This is a genomic window from Methylocystis sp. Uni0008, assembly GCF_056838045.1.
Window position 1 is genome coordinate 3,791,017 of record NZ_CM166370.1, and the last position, 23,523, is coordinate 3,814,539.

Annotated in this window: 25 protein-coding genes; 2 read left to right on the forward strand and 23 right to left on the reverse strand. The window is 63.6% G+C overall.

All coding sequences use genetic code 11. The annotated features are described in order from the left end of the window. Positions 1 to 189: 189 nt before the first annotated feature. Positions 190 to 1,641, forward strand: coding sequence for an NAD-dependent succinate-semialdehyde dehydrogenase (locus AC0X69_RS18765; RefSeq protein WP_482609705.1), 1,452 nt, complete (start codon positions 190 to 192; stop codon positions 1,639 to 1,641). Here AC0X69_RS18765 and AC0X69_RS18770 read toward each other — a convergent pair whose 3' ends face one another. From AC0X69_RS18770 to AC0X69_RS18875, 22 genes are all read right to left on the reverse strand, one after another. Then, the gene (locus AC0X69_RS18770) at positions 1,642 to 3,144 is read right to left on the reverse strand and encodes a bifunctional metallophosphatase/5'-nucleotidase (protein ID WP_482609707.1); all 1,503 of its coding nucleotides are present in this window, start codon (positions 3,142 to 3,144) and stop codon (positions 1,642 to 1,644) included. It lies immediately after the preceding gene. 214 nt (positions 3,145 to 3,358) lie between these two features. Next, positions 3,359 to 4,489, reverse strand: a complete 1,131-nt coding sequence (locus tag AC0X69_RS18775; RefSeq protein WP_482609709.1) for a pentapeptide repeat-containing protein — start codon at positions 4,487 to 4,489, stop codon at positions 3,359 to 3,361. A gap of 161 nt (positions 4,490 to 4,650) precedes the next feature. Continuing rightward, entirely contained in the window at positions 4,651 to 6,126 is a 1,476-nt protein-coding gene (locus AC0X69_RS18780; RefSeq protein WP_482609711.1) for an ammonium transporter, read from the reverse strand. Positions 6,127 to 6,158: 32 nt separating this feature from the next. After that, positions 6,159 to 6,497: a P-II family nitrogen regulator gene (locus AC0X69_RS18785; RefSeq protein WP_014890399.1), complete on the reverse strand. Its 339-nt coding sequence runs from the start codon at positions 6,495 to 6,497 to the stop codon at positions 6,159 to 6,161. Between the two features lie 352 nt (positions 6,498 to 6,849). After that, the gene (locus tag AC0X69_RS18790) at positions 6,850 to 7,725 is read right to left on the reverse strand and encodes an acyl-CoA thioesterase (protein WP_482609713.1); all 876 of its coding nucleotides are present in this window, start codon (positions 7,723 to 7,725) and stop codon (positions 6,850 to 6,852) included. 13 nt (positions 7,726 to 7,738) lie between these two features. Then, complete coding sequence (locus tag AC0X69_RS18795) at positions 7,739 to 7,963, reverse strand: Trm112 family protein (protein ID WP_482609715.1); 225 nt, start codon at positions 7,961 to 7,963, stop codon at positions 7,739 to 7,741. A 14-nt stretch (positions 7,964 to 7,977) separates the two neighbouring features. Then, entirely contained in the window at positions 7,978 to 8,646 is a 669-nt protein-coding gene (locus tag AC0X69_RS18800) for an LON peptidase substrate-binding domain-containing protein (protein ID WP_482609717.1), read from the reverse strand. Positions 8,647 to 8,662: 16 nt separating this feature from the next. Then, positions 8,663 to 9,556 (reverse strand): tetratricopeptide repeat protein, encoded by an 894-nt coding sequence (locus AC0X69_RS18805; RefSeq protein ID WP_482609719.1) that lies wholly within the window; start codon positions 9,554 to 9,556, stop codon positions 8,663 to 8,665. A 65-nt stretch (positions 9,557 to 9,621) separates the two neighbouring features. After that, positions 9,622 to 10,302: a tRNA (guanosine(46)-N7)-methyltransferase TrmB gene (gene trmB / locus AC0X69_RS18810; RefSeq protein ID WP_482609721.1), complete on the reverse strand. Its 681-nt coding sequence runs from the start codon at positions 10,300 to 10,302 to the stop codon at positions 9,622 to 9,624. A gap of 147 nt (positions 10,303 to 10,449) precedes the next feature. Further along, entirely contained in the window at positions 10,450 to 11,640 is a 1,191-nt protein-coding gene (metK, locus tag AC0X69_RS18815) for a methionine adenosyltransferase (RefSeq protein WP_482609723.1), read from the reverse strand. Between the two features lie 128 nt (positions 11,641 to 11,768). After that, the gene (locus tag AC0X69_RS18820) at positions 11,769 to 12,188 is read right to left on the reverse strand and encodes a helix-turn-helix domain-containing protein (protein WP_482609725.1); all 420 of its coding nucleotides are present in this window, start codon (positions 12,186 to 12,188) and stop codon (positions 11,769 to 11,771) included. Positions 12,189 to 12,394: 206 nt separating this feature from the next. Then, the gene (gene lnt / locus AC0X69_RS18825) at positions 12,395 to 14,038 is read right to left on the reverse strand and encodes an apolipoprotein N-acyltransferase (protein WP_482609726.1); all 1,644 of its coding nucleotides are present in this window, start codon (positions 14,036 to 14,038) and stop codon (positions 12,395 to 12,397) included. A gap of 81 nt (positions 14,039 to 14,119) precedes the next feature. Further along, the gene (locus AC0X69_RS18830; protein WP_482609728.1) at positions 14,120 to 15,067 is read right to left on the reverse strand and encodes a hemolysin family protein; all 948 of its coding nucleotides are present in this window, start codon (positions 15,065 to 15,067) and stop codon (positions 14,120 to 14,122) included. A gap of 8 nt (positions 15,068 to 15,075) precedes the next feature. Continuing rightward, positions 15,076 to 15,567, reverse strand: a complete 492-nt coding sequence (gene ybeY / locus AC0X69_RS18835) for an rRNA maturation RNase YbeY (RefSeq protein ID WP_482609730.1) — start codon at positions 15,565 to 15,567, stop codon at positions 15,076 to 15,078. 2 nt (positions 15,568 to 15,569) lie between these two features. Then, complete coding sequence (locus tag AC0X69_RS18840) at positions 15,570 to 16,613, reverse strand: PhoH family protein (RefSeq protein WP_482609732.1); 1,044 nt, start codon at positions 16,611 to 16,613, stop codon at positions 15,570 to 15,572. Next, entirely contained in the window at positions 16,610 to 17,929 is a 1,320-nt protein-coding gene (miaB, locus tag AC0X69_RS18845) for a tRNA (N6-isopentenyl adenosine(37)-C2)-methylthiotransferase MiaB (RefSeq protein ID WP_482609734.1), read from the reverse strand. The genes AC0X69_RS18840 and miaB overlap by 4 nt, the downstream gene beginning before the upstream one ends. A 258-nt stretch (positions 17,930 to 18,187) precedes the next feature. Further along, positions 18,188 to 18,505: a type II toxin-antitoxin system VapC family toxin gene (locus tag AC0X69_RS18850; RefSeq protein WP_482609736.1), complete on the reverse strand. Its 318-nt coding sequence runs from the start codon at positions 18,503 to 18,505 to the stop codon at positions 18,188 to 18,190. Continuing rightward, positions 18,502 to 18,747, reverse strand: a complete 246-nt coding sequence (locus AC0X69_RS18855; RefSeq protein ID WP_482609738.1) for a type II toxin-antitoxin system Phd/YefM family antitoxin — start codon at positions 18,745 to 18,747, stop codon at positions 18,502 to 18,504. Before AC0X69_RS18855 ends, AC0X69_RS18850 begins: the two co-directional genes overlap by 4 nt. A gap of 69 nt (positions 18,748 to 18,816) precedes the next feature. Next, the gene (locus AC0X69_RS18860; RefSeq protein WP_482609740.1) at positions 18,817 to 19,305 is read right to left on the reverse strand and encodes a GNAT family N-acetyltransferase; all 489 of its coding nucleotides are present in this window, start codon (positions 19,303 to 19,305) and stop codon (positions 18,817 to 18,819) included. Between the two features lie 9 nt (positions 19,306 to 19,314). Continuing rightward, positions 19,315 to 20,061 (reverse strand): tRNA (adenosine(37)-N6)-threonylcarbamoyltransferase complex dimerization subunit type 1 TsaB, encoded by a 747-nt coding sequence (tsaB, locus tag AC0X69_RS18865; RefSeq protein ID WP_482609742.1) that lies wholly within the window; start codon positions 20,059 to 20,061, stop codon positions 19,315 to 19,317. Between the two features lie 61 nt (positions 20,062 to 20,122). After that, entirely contained in the window at positions 20,123 to 20,680 is a 558-nt protein-coding gene (locus AC0X69_RS18870; RefSeq protein WP_482609744.1) for a NifU family protein, read from the reverse strand. Between the two features lie 78 nt (positions 20,681 to 20,758). After that, positions 20,759 to 21,001 (reverse strand): hypothetical protein, encoded by a 243-nt coding sequence (locus AC0X69_RS18875; protein WP_482609746.1) that lies wholly within the window; start codon positions 20,999 to 21,001, stop codon positions 20,759 to 20,761. A gap of 63 nt (positions 21,002 to 21,064) precedes the next feature. On the opposite strand from AC0X69_RS18875, the gene AC0X69_RS18880 reads away from it, so the two are divergent. Then, positions 21,065 to 21,463: a nuclear transport factor 2 family protein gene (locus AC0X69_RS18880; RefSeq protein WP_482609748.1), complete on the forward strand. Its 399-nt coding sequence runs from the start codon at positions 21,065 to 21,067 to the stop codon at positions 21,461 to 21,463. Between the two features lie 24 nt (positions 21,464 to 21,487). Here the strand turns inward: AC0X69_RS18880 and AC0X69_RS18885 are convergent, their stop codons facing one another. Beyond that, the gene (locus AC0X69_RS18885; protein ID WP_482609750.1) at positions 21,488 to 23,395 is read right to left on the reverse strand and encodes a potassium transporter Kup; all 1,908 of its coding nucleotides are present in this window, start codon (positions 23,393 to 23,395) and stop codon (positions 21,488 to 21,490) included. Positions 23,396 to 23,523 lie beyond the last annotated feature (128 nt).

Below are 23,523 nucleotides of genomic sequence, written 5' to 3' on the forward strand. Positions count from 1 at the left end.
CGGCAGCGGCCGGCGTTCTCTTTTCGAGATCGGCAGGCGGATTCATAAGGTCTGGTTAGACAATAAAGCGTGCGCGGGCGCAAAGTCTGCCACGAGGTTGAACGCGAGTCCTGCAAAACTGATGGAACGCCGCACGCGGCGTCGCATTCTGCTATATCGGAAAAACAAGCGGCGTTCAGGGGACAAGAATTGACCGCAAACAGCGATCTTCGACTGCGAGAGCAGGGTCTTGTCGACGGCGCCTGGGTTGGCGCCGAAAGCGGCGCGACCTTCGCCGTTTACGATCCCGCGACAGGCGCGGCGCTCGGCCACGTCCCGGACATGGGCGCGACGGAGACGCGGCGGGCGATCCAGTCTTGCGCGCGGGCGCTGCCAGGCTGGCGCGATCGCGCGGCGAAGGAGCGGGCGCATGTCATGCGCCGCTGGTTCGAACTGATCATGAACGATCGGGAGCGGCTCGCGCGCATCATCACGGCCGAAATGGGCAAGCCGCTTTCGGAGGCGCGCGGCGAAATCGCCTATGCGGCGAGTTTCATCGAGTGGTTTGCTGAGGAAGGCCGGCGCATTTACGGCGACGTGATACCCGGCCCGACCGATCGTCGTCTGCTCGTCTTCAAACAGGCGATCGGCGTAACGGCGGCGATCACGCCGTGGAACTTCCCGTCCGCCATGTTCGCGCGCAAGGTCGGCGCGGCGCTCGGCGCCGGCTGCACGATGGTGGTGAAGCCCGCGGAGCTGACGCCCTTCTCCGCTTTGGCGCTGGCGGAACTTGCCGAGCAAGCCGGCGTTCCGCCAGGCGTCATCAATGTGGTGACGGCGAAAGATCCGGCGCCGGTGGGTCTCGAATTCACGCAAAATCCGCTCGTGCGGAAGCTGACGTTCACCGGTTCGACGGAAGTCGGCCGAATCCTGCTGCGGCAGGCGGCCGAGAACATCCAGAAATGCTCGATGGAGCTCGGCGGCAATGCGCCGCTCATCGTGTTCGAGGACGCCGATCTCGATCGCGCCGTCGAGGGCGCGATCGCCACCAAATATCGCAACAGCGGTCAGACCTGCGTTTCGGCGAACCGCATCCTCGTTCACGCCTCGATCATCGACGCCTTCGCCGAAAGGCTGGCGGCGGCGGCCGGCGCGCTGAAAGTCGGCGAAGGGACGCAGGCGGACGTCGCGATCGGACCGCTGATCGAAGAAGCGGCGGTCGAAAAGGTCGAGCGTCATGTCGCGGACGCGGTGGCGCATGGCGCAAAGATTCTGACCGGCGGCGCCCGTCACGCGCTCGGCGGCTCCTTCTTTCAGCCGACGGTTCTGGCGAACGTGCCGGCCGACGCGCTCATTTTCAATGAGGAAACATTCGGTCCGGTGGCGCCGCTCATTTCCTTCGAGAGCGAGGATGAGGCGGTCCATCTCGCCAACGCCACGCCATACGGCCTCGCCGCCTATTTCTATAGCCGCGACGTCGCCCGAGTGATCCGCGTCGCCGAGCAACTGGAGTTCGGCATGGTCGGCGTCAACGAGACCCTGATCTCGACCGAAGTCGCGCCCTTCGGCGGCGTCAAACATTCGGGTCTCGGACGCGAGGGATCGCGCTACGGCGTCGATGACTACATCGAGATCAAATATGTCTGCCTTGGCGGACTCTGATCATTCGATCTTGATGCGGCCGTCGACGGCGGGCGCGATCGCGCCGGCTTTTTCGATGGCGTCGATGATGACATTCGTCAGCAGCGGGCCCTCGAGATCGCTGACAAGCGGTTTCCCGCGCATTAGGGCGACATAGCCGTCCTTTCCGCGCGCCAGGAAGTCGATGGTCGCAACCTTATAGAGCTTTGCGTCGACGAGCGGCTTGCCGCCGATCTTAATCGAAACCAGCCGCGAGCCAGGCACAGCGTCGCGCCGCACGACGACGCGGGCGCCGGAAATCTGAGCGAAGCGGCCGGCGTCCCTGTCGATGAGCCAGACGGCGTTTTCGAGCGCGGCGCGAAGATCGGCGCCTGTAAGCTCCAGCGTCACGAGCTGGTTGTTGAACGGCAGCTCTCTCGCGATATCCTTGCGCGTCAGTTTCGTCCCTGCAGCATAGTTGCGATTGCCGCGGATGCCGCCGCCGTTGATGATCGCGACGTCGGCTCCGGCGGCGGCGCGCATCGCGTCGGCGAAAAAATCGCCGATCGCCGTCTCCTGACCACGCACGCTCGCCTTCCGGCTGTCGAGCGGCGTCCTGGTGACGCCGATGTCGACGTCGAGCGCCTTGTCGACGGCCGCTTGATATTGCGCAACGCTTGCCGAGATCGTGGGGTCTGGCGCCACGTCCGCCGTGTCGATGACGCGAAATCTCGGCGTCCAGCGCTTTACCCCGTCGTCGGCGATCCGCATCTCGACATCGATCGCCACGAGATTGACGCCGTCGGCCTGAGTCTCGCCGACGACGGCGCGCCCGTCATAAGCGACGAGAAGATTGTGATCATGACCGGACAAGACGATGTCGATCGGTCCGAGCTTCGCCAGACGCAGATCGTCCTGCCATTCCGAATGGGTGACGACGACGACAAGATCCGCGCCGGCGTCGCGCAGCGCCTGCGCCTCGCGCCTCGCCGTGTCGATCGCGGGCATAAGTTTCAGGGTTCCGGGACTGGACCGTCTCGCCGCCTCGTCGTCGGTCAGGCCGAAGATTCCGACCTTCACCCCCTCGACATCGATGATCTTGCTGTCAGCAAAGCCGGGCAGGACGCGGCCGGAGACGTCGCGCAAATTCGCCGCGAGCAGAGCGAATTTCGCTTCCCCCATGCGCTGGCGAAAGACTGCTTCGCCGAAGTCGAACTCGTGATTGCCGGGCGTGAAGACGTCAATGCCCAGGCGGTTGAGCAGTTCGACGATATGCGCGCCCTTGTCGACGCTGGAGGTGAGCGACGGCGACAGCGTATCGCCCGCGTGCGCGACGATGACGTTCTTCCCTTTTGCGCGCTCGGCTTTCAGCCCGCCGGCGATCCGTGCGAAGCCGCCGCGTCCGTCCCGCTCGGACATCTCGTAGATGTCGCTGAACACGACGAAGGTGAGATTGACGACGCGCTCTGCGGCGCGAGCGGGAAGCATGAAAGCGAAACCAATGATCGCGGCAATCGAGAAAGCGCGTCCAATGTTTCGAAACATCTTTCTTTGCCCATGCAAGATTATCAAGCGCGCGCATGTTGCCGCCGCTCGATGACGAGGGCAATACGCGCGAAATCCCTCCCCTTGACGGGGAGGGTGGCTCGCGAAGCGAGCCGGGTGGGGTGAATTGTGGGCGAATTGAGGCCAACCCCCACCCGCGCCGCTTCGCGTCGCGACCTCCCCGCAAGGGGGAGGGCTGCCTTTTTTCTATTTCTCACTTCATTCGAAAGCGATTGCGCAAGGAGAGACCAAGTAAGAAGAGAAGGATAACCCCAAGCAAGGATTGTATGTCGCCCAGAATTTTGGCAGTCGCAGATAGATCCTTTGCACCAAATTCGACCGGCTTATAGGGGAGAAAAGGAAAAAGGTTCGCGACACTCATGGCCTCGGCGACGTTGTAAGGCAGGGGAAACTCTCCGTGAACCGGTATCAAGGCGAGAAAGTCAGCGCCCAGCGCGAAGGCAATGATAATCCAGAACAGCGGCAGGCTAATGCTCTGGCCATATCCTCCCAGAATGTCGTAAGTACAATTAACAAGCCACATGAGCCTGCGCCGTTCGTACAAAGCCCTTCGAGCACGGAGCTCCATGGAAAAGAAGAACTGCTCATCCTCGTGCTTCTTTAGTCGCTCCATTTCCGCTTTAAGTCGCTCGTAAGCGTATACTTGTTGTTGAGCCGAAAATTTTTTTCTAGACTCAGATGGCCATCTTGAGTCGTGCCATTCGGTTGCCTCAGCCAACTTTGCATCACGAAAATCGGGAACATCTTCCCGAAAATCTGCTAACGCGAAACTTGTATGAGAGCGAAATTGAACTCCCTGGAAAAGAACGCCTCCAAGAAATTCGGCTTGGTAAAATGAAACGGGACGGCAATACGTCGAATCCTGAAAGTCAGCTTCATGCATGAAGACAGCGCCATCAAACCGAGCGGAACTGGCAAATCGTGAACTGCTAAATGAGACTATGTTCGGGAATAGAAAACCGCGAAAGTCTACTGCCTTAGTGAAAACCAGGTTTTCAAGATCTATGAACGGATCAGCTTGAGGAAGCCCTAAATCCAAGTTGCCTGGGCGAACTCGGAATTGCTGGACGACCGACATCCTCTCTGCGTTCGAATAATTCTCTAACTCAGTCGCTTTAGTAACTTTAGAAGTTAGTCGCCGCCGGTTGGCTCCATCGAGCGAACTTATCATCCAACGATTCCAGGCAGCTCTATTTCTCGCAGCCAGATCGTCGTCACTGTCCCACGAATGATGGCTAGTACTCTGTTCTCCATACAGCGTTGCTAGCAAATACCAGGGGTTCTCGTTGGCGGGCTTCAATGCGGGTTCGGAGTCTTCCAGCATGGCAAAATGCTTTCTTCAAAGGCGATGTTTCGCTCATTGAGTGGTGCCCCTCACCTTACCTCTCCCCGCTCTTCGCGGGGAGAGGGGCGTCAGCCTTGCGCGAACTTACAAAAAAAACGGCGCCCGTAGGCGCCGCTTCGCGTCGTGTCAGGAGACAAAGCTTAGTAGTTGTAAGCGCGCTCGCCGTGATCGGTGATGTCGAGGCCTTCGCGCTCCTGATCCGGCGCCGGACGCAGGCCGATGATCACGTCGACGAGCTTGAAGAGGATCGCGGAACCGATGCCCGACCACAGCAGGGTCGCGACGACCGCGGTCGCCTGCGCCTTCATCTGCGCCATCATGTCATAGGTTCCGACGAAGTCTTCGAGGTTGGTGTAGTCGGTGATTCCGACGCCGCCGAGTTCGGGCGCGACCAGCAGTCCCGTCGCCAGAGCGCCGGTGATGCCGCCGATGCAGTGCACGCCGAAGACGTCGAGCGCGTCGTCGTAGCCCACCTTCTTCTTCACGAAGTCGACGAAGAAGAGGCAGATCGGCGACACCGCGAGACCAAGCACGATCGCGCCGATCGGACCCGCGAAGCCGGACGCCGGCGTGACCGCGACGAGTCCGGCGACCGCGCCGGTGATCAGGCCGAGGAGCGAAGGTTTGCCCTTGACCAGCCATTCGACGACCATCCAGGAGAGCGCCGCCGCGGCGGTCGCCACCATCGTGTTGATGAAGGCCAGCGTCGTCGCGCCATTCGCCTCGAGGTTCGATCCGGCGTTGAAGCCGAACCAGCCGACCCACAGCAGCGAGGCGCCGACCATCGACAGGGTGAGCGAATGCGGCGGCAGCGCTTCCTTGCCGTAGCCGATGCGCTTGCCGACGATGATCGCGCCGACGAGACCGGCGATGCCCGCGTTGATGTGCACCACGGTGCCGCCGGCGAAGTCCAGCGCGCCCTTGCCGGCGAGCCAGCCCACGGCGGCGTTGATTTCATCGATCTTCGCCTGCGCGGCCGCCTTAGCCGCTTCATCCGTCGCCGCGGCGAGCTGCGTCGCGGCGTCAACCAGCGCGTTCGGATCGGCGACGCCCCAGACCCAGTGGGCGATCGGGAAATAGATGATCGTCACCCAGAAGATCACGAAGAGCAGCACGGCCGAAAATTTCATGCGCTCCGCGAAGGCGCCAATGATGAGCGCCGGCGTGATCATCGCGAAGGTCATCTGGAACACGATGTAAGCGTATTCCGGAATCACGCGTCCCGGCGTGAACGTCGGCACGTTGGAAGAGGCCGTGACGCCCTTGAGGAACAGCTTGTTGAAGCCGCCGATGTAATTGCTCAGAGAGCCGCCGTCGCCGAAGGCGAACGAATAGCCGTAGAGCGTCCAGATGACGCCGACGAGGGCGACGATCGCGAAGGTCTGCGACAGGATCGACAGCATGTTCTTCGCGCGCACCAGGCCGCCGTAGAACAGCGCCAGGCCCGGGATCGACATCATCAGCACCAGAAGCGCTGAGGTCAGCATCCAGGCCGTGTCGCCAGGATTGGGCGTCGGGTCGTTCGCGGCCAAGGCGGGCGCCGTCGCCGCAACCGAAATCACCGCTCCCGCGATGATCGAAGCGACAGAGGCGCTTCGAGGCAAAAGAAGTTTCATGTGTGAGAGCTCCTGATTTTGCGGGGAGGCGATCAAAGCGCGTCGGCGTCGGTTTCGCCGGTGCGGATGCGGATGGCGCGTTCGAGCGGCGTGACGAAGATTTTTCCGTCGCCGATCTGGCCGGTGCGCGCGGTGTTGGAGATTGCCTGAATCACCTGTTCGACGAGGGCGGCGTCGACGGCGACCTCGATCTTCAGCTTGGGCAGGAAACTGATCGCATATTCTGCGCCGCGATAAATTTCGGTATGCCCCTTTTGACGTCCGTAGCCCTTGACTTCAGTCACGGTAAGGCCGTGCACGCCGATGTTGGTCAGCGCGTCGCGGACCTCATCGAGCTTGAACGGCTTGATGATCGCTGTCACGATTTTCATCTGCCAATCCTGTTGTTATCGACCTCATGAGCGAGCGTCGCTCGCTTGACGGCGGCGCCTTGGTCGCGGCACGCGGGAAGGACGCCGCCGCCGCGTCGGCGCCTTGCCGCTTTCAAATGCCATGCCAGCTGCGCTGACGCCTGATTTCGCTGACATGTGCGCGCGCGGCCGCATCAGCCGCCCCAGGCCAATCAGTGGAGGTTCCGCTATGGCCTTTGCTGATCTCCACTATGCGCCTGCCAGCAGGACTACGATCGCCGACTCGCGTGCTGCGAAGCACGGGCGCAGTCTTGGCTCTGTCGCCTAAATTGTGTGCAGAGTCTCTGTTGCTGCCTGAACAATGGGCAGCCGCTCAGCCGCGCTGGGAGTCGCGGCGGCGCACCAGACCTTCCTGGCTCACCGAGGCGACGAGTCGTCCCTCGCGGGTGAAGATCTGACCGCGCGTCAAGGCGCGCGCGCCGCCGGCCCAGGGACTTTGCTGGGCGTAAAGCAGCCAATTGTCGACCCGGAGCGGCTCGTGAATCCACAGCGCGTGATCGAGACTCGCGACCTGGATCTTCGGATCGAAAATCGTCAGGCCATGCACGAGCAGCGCCGTATTGAGCAGCGTCATATCGGAAAGATAAGCCAGCAACGCATTGTGGATGGCGACGTCGTCAGGCACCTTGCCGCGCACGCGAAACCAGATCATCTGGCCGGCGGCGCGGCGTTCCGGAAAGAACACGTCATCGGGCGCGACGACGCGCATGTCGAGCGCGCTTCGCCGCTTGAGCCAGCTCTCGGCTTGCTCCGGAAGAAAGGCGCGGAAGCGCTGGACGAGCGCATGGACGTCATCGAGGCTCTCGGGGTCCGGCGCATCCGGCATGCGCGTGGCGTGCGTGAAGCCCGACTCGCGACGCTGAAACGACGCCTCCATCGAAAAGATCGTATGTCCACGCTGGGTCGCGTTGCAGCGTCGCGTCGTGAAGCTCTTGCCGTCGCGCACGCGTTCGACGGCGAAGTCGATCGGCGTCGAGGGATCGCCGGCGAGGACGAAATAGCCATGCAGGGAATGAACTGGACGGTCTTCGGGCGTCGTCCGCGTCGCTGCGACGAGCGCCTGCGCCACGGCCTGGCCGCCATAGACCTGCCGCCCGGAAGAAGAGGGGCTGTAGCCGCGGAAGTGGTCCGGCTGGATCTCCTCCAGATCGAGAAGCGTCAGAAGCTTGGATGGGCCGATTTCGTCCATCGTGGACGAACTGTCAGTCGATCTGACGCGCCTCTTCGGGCAGCATGATGGGAATGCCGTCCCGGATCGGATAGGCGAGCCGCGCCGATCGCGAGATCAGTTCCTGTCGCGCGCTGTCATATTCAAGCGTCGTCTTGGTCAGCGGACAGACGAGGATTTCGAGCAGGCGTGGATCGATGCGCGTCGGCTCCGCCGCGGATTCAAACTTTTCGGCGCCCGAGTCGCGTTCATCTATCATGTCTTCAATTTCCTTCAATGCCACTGCGGCCTGTCGCCGGCGCGTTGCGCGAGATCGAGCTTGGCAAGCGCAATAAGCGTTTCCGCGCGAGTCTTCAAATCGATCGCTTCGATCAGCGCCTGCTTGTCGTTGGCGCCGAACGGACACATCATCGCCAGCGCGTTGACGAGCGTCTCCGTCGGGGCCGCGTCTATGCTCGCCCAGTCGACTTCGAGTTTCGAACATTCGGCGAAGTTGCGCAACATCGACACCATGCTTTCGCGGTCGACCGCATCGGCGCCGGCGCCGGTCGTCAGATCCTCCGCAAATTTGTCGTAGGCGACCCGGGACTGCCGATACGGCGTGCGGACCGTGAGCTCCTCGAGGACGCGAAACCGCGCCACGCCGGTGAGGGTGATGAGATAGCGGCCGTCTCCGGTCTCGGCCAGACGCGTGATCCGTCCGGCGCAGCCGACATCATAGAGCTGCGTCGCTTCTCCCGACGTCTCGTCGCCCGGCAGCGGCTGGATCATGCCAATCAGGCGCGCGCCGGCGATAGCGTCGTCGATCATCGCGAGATAGCGCGGCTCGAAAACATTGAGCGGCAGTTCGCCGCGCGGCAGCAATATGGCGCCTGAAAGCGGAAAGAGCGGCAGAACCTTCGGCAATTCGCCAACGTCGGCGTAGGGACGGTTCAGGCTCATATTCGCGAACGCCTCCCTATGAGTAGAGCAGCGTGGACAATCGTCGGCGCGCGGTCACTGCCGCCTTGTCCATCGGTCCCCACGCTTCGAAAAACTGGATGAGCTGCTTTCTTGCTCCATCGTCATTCCAACTACGGTCGCGCCGGATGATTTCAAGCAGCGCATCCGCTGCTTCCTCGCGCAGCCCTTTGGCGTTGAGCGCCAGCGCGAGATCGAAATAGGCCTGGAGGTCATTGGGATCGAAATTGACGCGATTTCTCAACTCGTCGATCTCGCCCAGATCCTGAGCCTGTTCGGCGTTTTGGAGCGCCGCCGCCGCCGCCGCGACTCCACTGTCGCGTCGCGCGGAATCTGGAAGGGCGTCGAGAAGCGCTCCCGCCTCGTCGAAACGTCCCGAGTCGATATAGAGACGCAGCAAGGCGGCGGCGGCCTTGACGTTGGGCGGTTCGCCGCCAGCAAGCTCGGTGAGGAGCGACTCCGCGCCGGAAAGATCGCCGTCCGCGATCATCGCCTGCGCGCATTCCAGCGCATCGCCGCCAACTTCAATGGGGCCGATGAGCCGCTCGAGAAATCCCTTGATCTGGCTTTCGGGCAACGCGCCGACGAATCCGTCGACGGGCCGCCCCCGCTGAAATGCGATGACCGCCGGGATCGATTTGATGCCCAGCTGATCGGCGATCAGCGGGTCGGCGTCGATATTCATTTTTACGAGCGCGATCTTTCCGTCGGTCAGGGCGACGAGACGCTCGAGAGCCGGCGCGAGCTGCCGACAGGGCCCGCACCACGGCGCCCAGAAATCCACGAGCACAATCTGCCGCATCGAAGCGTCGAGAACGTCGGCGCGGAAGCGGTCCGTCGTCGTTTCCATCGGCGTCGTCGGCGCGCCGGCCATTCTCGCCGTCTCAACCATGCGCTTTTCCCCTTGTCTTCACCATCGGCGGTCGCGTCTTGGAGGCTTTGCCGCTTCGCGGCGCTTTAGCGGGGCGCCCGGACGAAGGTCAGATAGACCGGATTGCGGCCCTCGGCCATGGCTTTGGCTTCATATTTGGTTCGCGTCCAGCCTGACCAGGGCGTTAGCCAGCCATTTGCGCCGCGCGCGCGCCACGAGAAGGCGGGGTGGGCGCGCAGCCGCGCCAAGGTCCAGGCGGCGTAGTCGTCGATGTCCGTGGCGAAACGCAGCTCAGCGCCGCTGCGCATCGCCTGCGCGAGACGATCGAGATTGTCCTGCGCAATGAAACGTCGCTTGCGGTGGCGCCGCTTGGGCCACGGGTCGGGATAGAACAGGTAGACGCGCGACAGGCAGGCGTCCGGCAGCCAGTCGAGGACGTCGGCGGCGTCGCCCTGGTGCAGCCGGACGTTCTTCAGGCGCTTCTCTTCAATGCGGACGAGGAGCTTCGCGACGCCGTTGATGAAGGGTTCGCAGCCGATGAAATCGATCTCGGGGTTCTCGCTCGCCGCGGCGATCAAATGCTCGCCGCCGCCAAAGCCAATCTCGAGATGGGTTTCGCGCGCCAAAGTCGGCGCGGGCTGCGAAAGGTCAAGCGTCAGACTCGGCAGCAGATCCGCGACCAGAGCGGACTGATGCTTTCGAAGCGCCTTGCCTTTCGAGCGGCCATAAAGGCGGGTGTGAGGGCGTTGCTGGAGGGGCTCGCTCATAAGCGCTGACTGATGACTGCGCTCATCGGACGTCTGACGACACGGGAGCCGCTGCGCGCGGCTCCCTGCGATTGAGCCGACCACGAGGACACATCTTCGCTGCGTCGCTCGGGTCGCCGTTCCTAACGATCCTGGCGGCGGCCGAAATTACGCGAAATGCGATTTCAGCTGGTCGACAAGATCGGTCTTCTCCCAGGAGAAGCCGCCGTCCGCGTCAGGCTTCCGGCCGAAGTGGCCGTAAGCGGAGGTGCGGGCGTAGATGGGCCGGTTGAGCTGAAGATGCTCGCGAATGCCGCGCGGCGAGAGGCGGATGAGCTGAGGCAGCACATCTTCCACCTTCTCCTCGCACACCTGGCCGGTGCCATGCAGATCGACATAGATCGAGAGCGGCTCGGCGACGCCGATCGCGTAGGAGAGCTGCAGCGTGCAGCGGTCGGCGAGCCCGGCCGCGACGACGTTCTTGGCGAGGTAGCGGGCGGCGTAGGCGGCCGAACGATCGACCTTGGTCGGATCCTTGCCGGAGAACGCGCCGCCGCCATGCGGCGCGGCGCCGCCATAGGTGTCGACGATGATCTTGCGGCCGGTGAGGCCGGCGTCGCCGTCAGGGCCGCCGATGTAGAACTTGCCGGTCGGATTGACGTGCCAAACCGTCGTGTTGGTGATCCAGCCGTTGGGCAGCGCTTCGCGGATGTAGGGCTCTGCGATGCTGCGGATGTCGGCGGGCGACAGGCTCTCGTCGACATGCTGATGCGACAGCACGATCTGCGTCGCCTCGACGGGCTTGCCGTCGACGTAGCGCACAGTGACCTGGCTCTTGGCGTCGGGGCCGAGGCCCTTCTCCTTGCCGCTGTGGCGCGCGCTGGCGAGCAGCTCCAGGATCTTGTGCGAGTAATAGATCGGCGCCGGCATCAGTTCTGGCGTCTCGCGCACCGCGTAGCCAAACATGATGCCTTGGTCGCCCGCGCCTTCGTCCTTGTTACCGGCGGCGTCGACGCCCTGCGCGATGTCGACAGACTGCTCATGGAGCAGCACTTCGACATTGGCGGTGTTCCAGTGGAAACCGCGCTGCTCGTAGCCGATGGCGCGAATGGCGCCGCGTGCGATCTCGGTGATCCGGTCGAAGGGAATATGCGGTCCACGCACTTCGCCGGCGATGACGACGCGGTTGGTCGTCGCGAGGGTCTCCGCGGCGACGCGGATGGCGTAGGGGTCGAGGCCCGCCTTGGGTCCTTCACGGAAGAACTCGTCAACGATCTCGTCTGAAATGCGGTCGCAAACCTTGTCCGGGTGGCCTTCGGAAACGGATTCGCTCGTGAAAAGATAATTTTTCCGGGTCACTTCCAAATCTCCGATGGCTTCGAGGAAGAGTTGAATAACTGCGGAGCAGGCGGGTTCATCTGCCAGCGCCCGTTCGGTGCGTCAAGCCAAAAACCCCAAATTCGTTCGTTTTGGAGAACGAGATTGTGTCACTCCCCAGCGGGCTCCGACTGCTCTGCGAGCGTCGTCACCAGATCGAGCACGCGCTTGCGCACCTTGGGATCGCGGATGCGGGCGAAGGCGCGGTTGAGATGCAGGCCCTCCGACGTCGACAGAAAATCGACCACATATTGCGACGAGTTTTCCTCGGCGAAACCGTCGGACTGCGGGAGCGTCCCGCCGGTTGGCGCGCCTTCGAAGAAAAAGGACGGCGGCACGTTCAAAGTCTTCGAAATCTGTTGCAGGCGGCTCGCGCCAATTCGATTGGTGCCTTTTTCGTATTTCTGCACCTGCTGGAAAGTGATTCCGAGCGCCTCTCCCAGCTTCTCCTGACTCATCTTCATGAGAACGCGCTGCATCCGCACGCGGCTGCCGACGTGTCGATCGATCGGATCTGGCGCCTTCTTCAACTTTACTCGCCTCCTGCTCAGTTGTAGCCGACTCAGTGCCGAACGCGCAAGCTACATTGCAGGTAGGTCCATGAATTTCAATAAAGATTTGAGTTGGGCTCAGTGGCTTGGCGCGCTTCCGGCGTCGGACAGTCGACATTCATGGCCCACCCGGCGGCGAGGGGGGCTCCGCGGAACCGCACACCCGCAGCGTTTGCGCGGCGCCCTCATGCCCCACGATGAGCGGTCCCGCTCAAAGCCAACGCCGTCGCCAAGGCGAGAAGAATGGGGAACGCCAGCGCGCCAGAGGTCGCGAAGACCGTCGGAGCCGCGGCGCTTGGCAATCTGCCGTCGATGAGGCCTTCCTGCCCGAGCGGAAGCGACTGAAGGATCCGCCCATAGGCGTCGATGATCGCGGAAACGCCGGTGTTGGCGACGCGGATCATCGGCAGGCCTTCTTCAATCGCGCGCAGGCGCGCCTGGGCCAGGTGCTGATAGGGGCCGGTCGTATGTCCAAACCACCCATCATTTGTGACGTTGAGGAACAGCTGAGGACGTTCGGCGGCGTCGCGCTGAACCGTCTCGCCGGAAAAGATCGCTTCGTAGCAGATGAGCGGCGCGACCGCCGGCAGACCGGGCGCCGCGAGAAGCCGTGGACCCGCGCCACGGTCCCATATGCCTGGAACGAGGTGATGAATTCCAAGCGGGCGTAACGCCGCCTCGAGCGGCAGATATTCTCCAAACGGAACGAGATGCATCTTGTCGTAGTAGGCGACGATCGTCTCTCCTTTCAGCGCCTCGATCGAATTGAAGATCCTGCCGCGCCGTCCGCCCCCCTCGCCTTCCGCCCGCGCAGCGCCAGTCAGTAGAACGCCGCCCTTCAGCGCGCTTCCGATGGCCGCCAGCGTCTCTGGGTGCTTCGAGATGATGTAGGGAAACGCCGATTCCGGCCAGACGAGGTGGGTGACCTCCGCGAGGCCTGAAGGCCGTTCGCTTGTGGGGCGCTGCGACAGCGCGAGATAGTGACGCAAAATGTTCGGGCCGTTCTCGGGACGAAATTTCGCGTCCTGGGGAAGATTCGGCTGCATCAGCCGCAATGCGACGCCGTTGACGTATTCCGTCTCGTTTCCGCCGAGCCGATAGGCGCCGAAGGCGAACATGAGCAAGGCGAGCGCCGCCGCCGTCGCCATCGTTCCGCTGATGCGGCGGACGCCGGCGGGCGCGCGATCGGTGAGCGTCGCGGGAGCGGCGAAAATCACGACGGCGATGACGTCGAGCCCGTAGAGGCCGACGAGAGAGGCGGTCTGCGCCAGCGGGCCGGCGCCGGCGAGCGCCATGCCGAAATCATTCCAGGGGTAGCCCGTAAAGAGATGCCCGCGAAGCCACTCCGCGCCGCCCAGTCCTGCCGCCAGCGCGAAGACGCGGGCGCCGCCGGGCGACCACAACAGACGGGCCGCGGCGAACCCGGCGGCCGTGAAGAGCGCGAGAACCGCCGGCAAGCCGAATACGGCGAGCGGCAGCGCCCAGGCGAACTGGTCGGCTTCGACAAGCATCGCGGCGCCCATCCACCAAAGGCCGGCCACGAAATAGCCGAAACCCAGCCACCAGCCAGCTCCCGCCGCCGAAAGGATTGGCGCGAGGGCGAGGCGCCGCGAGTCGGTCTTCCCCGCCGCGCCGTCAATCAGCCAGACGGCGACGGTGAGCGGGACGAACATGGCCGGCGTAAAGTCGAAAGGCGCGAGCGCCAGGGCGCCCGTCGCTCCGGCGCCGAAGGCGATCGCGTGACGCGCCCAGCCGCGGGCCAGAACGATCCGCTGTGGAAGCGATTGGGCGGACGCGGGCGCGCCGGAGATTTCGGCAATCTGCGTCATCGGACCTCGACGCTAAGCGAATCGGCTGGGGCCGACCTTAACGCGATTCAGCGGACAGAATTATGCGCCCGAAGGGAGATCTCACGCTTGCCGGCGCGAGCGCACGCGCAGCTTGCCGACGCGCCGCGGATCGGCGTCGACGATCTCGAATTCGTAGGATTCGACCGGCGTCGCGATGATTTCGCCGCGCATCGGCACCCGGCCGGCGAGCCAGGCGACGAGACCGCCGAGCGTGGTCACTTCAGTCGGCGTATCTTCGAGCCTGAAGTCGACGCCAAGCCGCGCCGTCACTTCGTCGAGATCGGCGCGTCCATCGACGATGAAGTCGCCGTTCTCGAGTTCGACGAAGCCCGACTCGTCGACGACGTCATGTTCGTCCTCGATGTCGCCGACGATCATCTCCATGATATCTTCGATGGTGACGAGCCCGTCGGTGCCGCCATATTCGTCGATGACGAGCGCCAGATGCGTGCGCGTCGCCTGCATGCGGATCAAAAGATCAAGCGCCGGCATCGAGCGAGGGACGAAGAGCACCGGCTTGAGCAGGTTCGCCTGCGAGAGCGGCGTGTCGAAGTCGATTTTTTTCGGTTCGACGGTCGTAACGTCGGCGCCCTGGGGCCGATCGGCGCAGCACGCGATATGATTGACGAAGTCGCGGATATGAATCATGCCGCGCGGGTCGTCGAGCGTATCGGCGTAAACCGGCAGGCGTGAATGGGCGGCGGCGCGAAACAGCTCGAGCGCTTCGCGCAGCGGCGCATCGAGCGAAATGGCGATGATGTCGGCGCGGGGAATCATGGCGTCGTCGACGCGCATGTCGTGCAGGCCGAGCACGTTCTTCAATAGCGCGCGCTCATGCGGGGTTACATCGCCCGCTGATTCTTCGAGCCTGTCCTCGATATCCTCGCGAACCGAGCCTGGCGCGAGACCGAGAAGGCCTCGCAGCCGGTCGACGAGGCTCAGGCGGGGTGCGTCGCCAGCGCGTCTTAATGGAATTGGATCGTCGGCGTTATCGTATGGCGTCGACATGCGCTAATTCAATTCGCTCCGCCCGCCGGCCCGTGTGCCTCGTCCGCATAGGGGTCGGGAAAACCCAGCGCCGTCGCGATCTTACGCTCCAGCGCCTCCATCCGCTCAGCCTCGGCGGCGGTCTCGTGATCATATCCGATCAGGTGCAGAAATCCATGCGCGACCATATGGGCGACGTGGGCGCGTACGGGCTTTCGTTGCTCCTCCGCCTCTCTGGCCACGGTTTCGTAGGCGATGATGACGTCGCCGAGGAGCGGCTTGCGCCCAAGCGGCCCAGGGGTCGGAAAAGACAGGACATTTGTCGGCTGGTCCTTGCCGCGCCACTCGGCGTTGAGCGTCCGGATCGCCGCATCGTCGCAGAACGTGACGCTGATTTCACATTCGGGCGCGATCGCGGCTCCGCTCTCGGCGAGACTCTGCCGAACGCACGCTTTGGCCAGATCTTCGAGGCCATCCATCCGCCGCCAGGCGGGCGCGGCGACATTCACGTCGATCTCCAAGGTCAGAGTTCCCCGCGCGACTGCTTGTTGGCGCGCGCGGCGCGCTCATAGGCTCCGACGATCTGGCGGACGAGGTCGTGACGCACCACATCGCCTTCCGAAAATCTCACCCGACCCACGACATCCAGGTCCGAGAGCAGGGCGACCGCTTCGGAGAGGCCGGATTTCTGTCCGGGCGGCAGGTCGGTCTGCGAGGGATCGCCGGTGACGATCATGCGTGAGCCCTCGCCGAGCCGCGTCAGAAACATCTTCATCTGCATCGAGCTGGCGTTCTGCGCCTCGTCGAGCAGGATGCAGCTTCGCGTCAGCGTCCGTCCGCGCATGAACGCGAGCGGAGCGACTTCGATGAGGCCCGTCTGCATGCCCCGTTCGACCATGCGCGCATCCATGAAATCGTGAAGCGCGTCGTAGATCGGGCGAAGATAGGGGTCGACCTTTTCGCGCATATCGCCCGGCAAAAACCCGAGTCGCTCGCCGGCTTCGACCGCGGGGCGCGACAGAATCAGCCGTTCAACCGCGCCTTGCTCCATCAGCTGCACCGCGTGGCCGACCGCGAGCCAGGTCTTGCCGGTGCCCGCGGGGCCTTCGGCGAAAACCAGTTCGTAGCGCTTGAGCGCGCGCAGATACTGGTCCTGCGCGGCGTTGCGCGCGCGCACGGAACCCCGCTTTCGGGTCATGATCTGTTCGAAAGCGCCCCGAGCCGGCTCGGAATCGGGAAACAGGCTGCGTTGACGCGCCGTCTCTTCGATGGCGCCGTCGACGTCGCCAAGCGTGATCGTCTGACCGAGCGCGACGCGCTCATAGAGCGCTTCAAGCACGCGGCGCGCATGTTCGCAGGACTCGGCCTTGCCTTTGAGCGTGACGTGATTGCCGTTCGCGAACGAGGCGATGCGCAATCGTCGTTCGATCTTGGCGAGGTTCTGGTCGTAGAGGCCGAAAACGAGCGAAGCGTGACGGTTGTTTTCAAAGGCGAGCGTGATTTCCGCTTCGGGCTCAGCCGCCTCCGGTCCCCGCGCCGCGAGCAACGGGTCGTCGATCGTCGTCAAGCCTTCGCCTCCTCGCTCATGAGTCGCGCGGCCAGGGAATTCGATCCCGCCGCGATGATCGTCACTCTCGCTTCGCGTCCGATAAACGCCATCGGGCCCTCGACATGCACAGCCTGCATATAGGGACTCTTGCCGGCGATTTGTCCCTCGTGCCGCCCCGGCTTTTCAAAAAGCACGCCGACTTCCCGGCCGACAGTCGCCGCGTTGAACGCCTGCCGCTGCTCTTCGAGCAGGGTTTGCAGCGCCGCGAGGCGTTCGCTCTTTACATTCTCATCGATCTGATCGTCGCGGTCGGCGGCGGGCGTGCCGGGCCGCGGTGAATATTTGAAGGAAAAGCTCGAGGCGAATCCCACAGCGCGCACGAGCGTCATCGTCGCCTCGAAATCGGCGTCGCTCTCGCCTGGAAAACCGACGATGAAATCCGACGACAGCGCGACGTCGGGACGGACCTTTCGAAGGCGCTCGACGATCGAGAGATATGCGTCCGCGCCGTGCTTGCGGTTCATGGCCTTCAGAACGCGGTCCGAACCAGACTGAACGGGTAGATGCACATAGGGCATCAGTTTTGGAATCGCGCCATGCGCGTCAATCAACTCCTGCGCCATGTCGACCGGATGACTTGTCGTGTAGCGCAGTCGCGCAAGGCCTTCCATTTGCGAGAGCCGATCGAGAAGCTGCGCAAGGCTCGATTCGCGGCCCTTTGCGTCAGGCCCGCGATAGGCGTTGACGTTCTGCCCAATCAGCGTGATTTCGCCAACGCCGGCGTCGACGAGCCTTTGGCTTTCGGCGACGATCTCGGCGACGGGACGCGACGCTTCGGCGCCGCGCGTGTAAGGCACGACGCAGAACGAGCAGAATTTGTCGCAGCCTTCCTGAACGGTGATGAAAGCTGAAACGCCGCGCGCGCGAATTTGCGCCCGGCTGGGCGCGGGCAGGGCATGAAACTTGTCCTCAACGGCGAATTCCGTATCGGCGAGCCGCGCGCCGTCCTTGGCCTGGCGGAGAAGCTCCGGCAGTCGGTGATAGCTCTGGGGACCGACGACGAGATCGACGGCGCGCTGGCGCTTGAGCACCTCTTCGCCCTCGGCCTGCGCAACGCAGCCGGCGACGACGATCTTCATGTCGCGGCCCTGCGCGTTCAGAGCGCGTTTGGCGATCGCCAGCTTGCCGAGTTCGGAATAGATTTTTTCCGCGGCCTTCTCGCGGATATGGCAGGTGTTGAGGATGACGAGATCTGCGTCTTCTTCGCGATTCGTTTCGACGTAGCCGTCCCGGCCGAGCAGATCGGCCATGCGCGTCGCGTCATAGACGTTCATCTGGCAGCCGTAAGACTTGACCAGGACTTTGGCTGGCTGTGGAGCCTCGGACCGCTGAGGCTTGGATCGCGTCTCAATCAGCTCTTTGACGTCCGTGACTATTTTTCCGCTCCATTGCTCGCCGCGGCGACTCGGGGCGTTCTCCGAGCGGGGACAGTATACGACATTTTTTCCCGATCGGGCCGGAACATCAAATTTTCCGAACCAGGCCGCCGTAGCGCGAAAGCAGCGCATCCGCTGTCAGCAGCGTGATTCCTTCTACGATGGCCTGAGCATCAGCAGTCGATCGAACGGGTCGCGATGGATCCACGGCAGCGCATCCGTCGCAAGCGCATGTTGGCCCGTCACGGGCAACTCGATGTAGTCGTTCTCCAGGAGACCTCGACGCAACGCCCGCGGATCGACCTTGAAATCCGCACGATTGAGGCCGCTTTTTATGACGATCTCCCAGAGGCTCGCGACGCTATAGACGAGTTCATTGGACTCTTCGCGAAGGAGCGACTGGGCCCTTTTGGAGAGGCGATCCGGCGATATGGCGGCCCACAGGACAATGTGCGTGTCGAGCAGAAGTCTCACTCTTCGCCCGCAAACAGCCGGTCGATTTCGACTGCGCCCATACGGTCGAAATCTTCAGGAATAAGCCCCTCTCCAGCCATAAAGCCTAATCGACGCGGCTTGGGCTTCATCGCGGACTCGAGCGGCGTCACCTTTACCAAAGGCTTTCCGGCTTTGGCGATGATGAAGGGCTCGCCCTTCGAAGCGAGATCGACCAGCTTCGATAATTGGGTTTTCGCCTCGTGGATGTTCACTATGCGCATGAGCGCCCCGTGTGGACTAAGCCTCATTAGTTTAGTCTAGCGATGCGCGGGCGCGCAAGCGTTTAGCGCTCAGATCTCCAGCCGCAGATTGATCGCGGCGCGGCGCTGGCCGTTGGCGCGCTGGTAATAGTTCTCGCGCCGTCCGATCTCCTTGAAGCCCTCCCGACCATAGAGCTTCAGCGCGGCCTCATTGTCGTCGGCGACTTCCAGAAAGACGAGCCGGGCACCGCCGCGCTCGAGATTCTCCAAATGCTTTTGCAGTATGCGCCGGCCCAGTCCCGCCCCGCGGCGCGCGGGGTCGACGGCGAAAGTAAGGACTTCGGCGTCCGGCGGCGTCAGCCGGGAGAGGATAAATCCGCCAAGCTCGCCCCTTCTATTCTCCGCCACCGCGCCGTCAGCGACGATATGCGCGTCGGTGAGATAATTCTCGAAATCAATCTTCGACCAGCCGAAGGCGAATGACGCGCCATGCAGGCGTTCGCATTCCTCGGCGTGCTCGGCGCCGATCGGTTCGATGATGAATGTCGGCTTCGCGAAGAAGGACGATAGCAGCGTCATGGCGCAAGCTCACGCCTGCGCCGGGGCGGCGGCCGAACGCGCGCCGGGCGCCGCATCCTGCGGCGGCGCCGCCGCCTTTCCGGGGTCGGGCCGCGAGCCTGGCATGGTGACGTCAGGCTCCTTGAGATAAAGCGGTCTCGCTGGCGCCGTTTCCGGCTGCGCCGCGCCGCCGAGTCGGGCCACAAGAGCGATATCCGGCGCCAACCGCTCGCTCGCGATCTTGACCTGCACCCCTCGCGTGCGCGCCTCCTTCGCAAGGAGCGTCGCGCCGGAGCCGATCAGGAGCAGCGGACCGGTCCCAAGCGCGCGCAGCGCTTCATGCGCGCTCATTCGGCGCGGGGTGAGCAGCGGGCGGCCGTTTGGCCCGAAGGCGGCGATGTAGACCTTGCCGTGCCGCGCATCGATCGCCGCCGCCACGACGCCGTCGAACGGCTCGATAATCAGCGGCGCCGCAAGCGCGGCGAGCGTCGAGACGCCGACAATCTCCGCCTTGCAGGCGAGCGCGATGGCCTGGCCGGCGGCGAGCCCGATGCGAATGCCGGTGAAGGAGCCGGGTCCCACGGTCACGGCGACGCGATCGAGCGAGCCAAAGCCGCCCTCGACCTTGCTCATGACCCTTCTGATCAGCGGCAGCAGCGCCTCGGCGTGGCCGCGCTCCATCTCGATCGTTTCGGCGGCGAGCGGCTCGGCCGCGTCATGATCCAGCACGCAGGCCGAGACGGCTGGCAGAGCGGTGTCGATCGCAAGGATTCGCATGATTCGTTGATTATGACGCTTTTCGAGGCGCGATCAACGCAGTCTCCCGGACCGCCGCCCGCTATGCCGGCTCGACCGCCTTCACCTGGGGCAGAAAATGCTTGAGCAGGTTCTCGATGCCGTGCCGCAACGTCGCGGTGGACGAGGGGCATCCGGAGCAGGCGCCCTTCATGGCGAGATAGACGACGCCGTCCTTGAAGCCCCGGAAGACAATATCGCCGCCGTCGCCGGCGACCGCCGGGCGCACGCGGGTTTCGATCAGCTCCTTGATCGTGGCGACCGTCTCGGCGTCGGCGGCGTCATAGAACTCGCCGCCGGACTGCGCCGGCGCCGCCCCTTCGATCAGGAGCGGCGCGCCCGAGGCGAAATGCTCCATGATGGTGCCGAGGATGGCGGGCTTGAGATGCGGCCAGTCGGCGCCGTTCTTCGTCACCGAGACGAAGTCCGCGCCATACATCACCGCCTCGACGCCGTCGATCGAGAGCAGCGCCTGCGCGAGCGGCGCGTTGGAGGCGTCGTCGAGCGAGCGGAATTCCATCGCGCCCCGGCCGAGAACCTCCTGGCCGGGCAGAAACTTCAGCGTTGCTGGGTTGGGGGTCGATTCAGTCTGGATGAACATCGAGAGCCTCCTGCGTCCGGTTCAAGGCCGGCGGGAAACGCGCCAATATCACGATTTCGGCGTTTTGTGACGTCGACATTATTTAATGGCTTCGTCGGAATCCTGCGAGGGGTGACGCGACCGCCAGCGATTGAGAGCGACCAAGGCCCATACCGCCTCCACCAGGCCGAACGGCCATGCGCCCTGGATAAATCCGTAGATCGATCCCAGGGCGCAGGCGCCCGCGAACGCGAGCACGAACCAGTGGCTGCGATCCTCCAGTGAATAAGTCAGCAGCATCGCGCTTACCGCGAAGAGTCCGAACCATGTCAGCCCATCCATCGATCCATCCTTTTGGCTCAGCTTGCATTTGCCATGCCCGAGCGAATCTCGCAGTGTCGCCCGATGGATGAAACTGCGCTGCTCGAGGCCAACAACGCCTATTACCAGGCCTTCGCCGCCCGCGATCTGGGCGCGATGAACGAGCTCTGGGCGGAGGAGGGCGTCTCCTGCGTTCACCCGGGCTGGCCAGCGATCATCGGGCGCATGCCGGTGCTCGCATCTTACCGCGACATTTTCCGAAATCCGGGCCAGGAGGCGGTGACGGCGCGGGATCCCCAGACGCTGATCGAGGGCGCCGACGGGCGCGTCTTTTGCGTCGAGGAAGTCGGCGGCGGCCTGCTGCTTGCGACGAACTGGTTTCGCTGGAACGGGGAACGTTGGCGGCTCGTCCACCATCAGGCGAGTCCGCTCGCGGCCGGCGCGCCCCAGCCGGCCCGGGGACCAAAGCCATCTTTTCACTAGGGGAGGCGCGGCGAGAGCAGCGAACTAAAGATTGACCTGCGCCCCGATCTCGACCACGCGCCCCGCCGGAATATGGAAATAGTCGCTGGCGTTCGTGGCGTTGCGCGCGAGAAAGATGAAGAGACTGCGCTGCCAGCCTGGCATGGCGCTGCTGGCCGCCGGCTTCAGCGCGCGCCGCGAGAGCAGGAACGACGTCGACATGATGTCGAACTTCCACCCGAGCTTGCGACAGAGGCTAAGCCCATAGGGCACATTGGGCTCCTCCATATAGCCGAAGCTCATCGTCACCTGGCGGAACAGGCCGTTGATTTCGAACATCTCGATGCGTTCGCTGTCCGGCACGCGCGGCACATCGGCGGTCACGATCGTGAGGATCACATTGTGTTCATGCAGCGCCTTGAAGTGCTTCAGCATGTGCAGCAAGGCGACTGGCGCAAGCTGCGGCTGAGTCGTGAGATAGACGCCCGTGCCCGGCACAAGCGTCGGCGGCTTCTTTTCCAGATTGTCGACGACCACCCGCAGCGGAACGTCCGACTGCTGCGCCTTCTCTTCAAGGAGGCTGGTGCCGCGCATCCACGAGCGCATCAGGAGCAGCATCGCCCCGGCGATGAGCAGCGGCACGAAGCCGCCCTCCAAGAGCTTCATGAGGTTAGCTCCAAGGAAAACAAGGTCGATTGCAAGAAAGGGCGTCATGAGCGCCGCCGTCGCCCACAATGGCCAGCGCCAGTGGCGATATACGACGATCATTGCGAGCAGTGTGGTCACCGCCATCGTGCCGGTCACGGCGATGCCATAGGCGCTGGCGAGCCGGCTGGACGAGCCAAATGAGGCGACGAGAGCAAGCACGCCGATGAGCAGCAGCGCGTTCACGGTCGGCATGTAGATCTGACCCGAATGCCCTTCGGAAGTATGCCGACTGCGCATGCGCGGCAGGAGCCGCAGCCGGATCGCCTGCGCCGTCAGCGAATAGGAGCCGGTAATGACAGCCTGGCTGGCGATGATCGTCGCCAGAGTCGCGAGCGCGACAATAAAAGGCAGCGCCCATTCGGGGTAGAGCAGGAAGAACGGATCCTTGATCGTCTCGGGAGCGGCCAGCACCAGCGCGCCCTGGCCGACATAGTTCAGCACAAGCGCCGGCAAGGCGACACAGAGCCAGGCGAAGCGGATCGGACGACGGCCAAAATGGCCGAGATCGGCGTAGAGCGCCTCCGCTCCGGTGACTGCGAGAAAAACGGCGCCGAGCGTGAACAGCCCGATCTCGCCATGATCCGAGAGGAACCGGATCGCGTGGAGAGGATTGACCGCTTCGAGAACCAGAAGATTGTGCGCGATCTGCATCGCGCCGCCGAGCGCCAGGACGATGAACCAGAGCAGCGTGATCGGGCCGAACCAACTCGCCACCGCCGCGGTGCCCCGTCGCTGGAAGAGAAACAGCCCCACGATGATCCCCGCGGCGATCGGCGCGACATAGGGTTCGAACTGGCTTGTCACGAGCTTGAGCCCCTCGACGGCCGAGAGGACCGAAATCGCCGGCGTGATCAGCGCGTCGCCGAAGAAGAGCGCAGCGCCCAGCGCGCCGAGAAGGACAATGGCGGGCGCCGCGCGCCCCAGCGACTGCTGGGCGAGCGTAAGCAGCGTCAGGGTGCCGCCTTCGCCCTGATTGTCCGCGCGCAAAAGCACAATCACATATTTGAGCGTGACGACGATGGTCAACGCCCAGAGGATGAGGGAGAGGACGCCGAGCACATTGGCGGAATCCACGCTCCCCCGGCCTTGCGAAGCGGCGAGCATCGCCTCACGAAAGGCATAGAGCGGCGATGTGCCGATGTCGCCGTAGACGACGCCGATTGCGCCCAGCGTAAGCGTCCAGAAGCCCGCGCGCGCGGCGTTGTCCGCGGGCCGATGCTCTGAAGTCTGAATCGCAGCGTCCATTGTTTATCCATTTCGCCGGGGAGCGGCGCCATGGAGCGGAAGTCTGGATCCGCGCGCATAAAGAAACGAGACGGCGTTCGACGCGGTCGTATAAGGATTCCATAAAGACCATGGACAAAGCCTGCGCT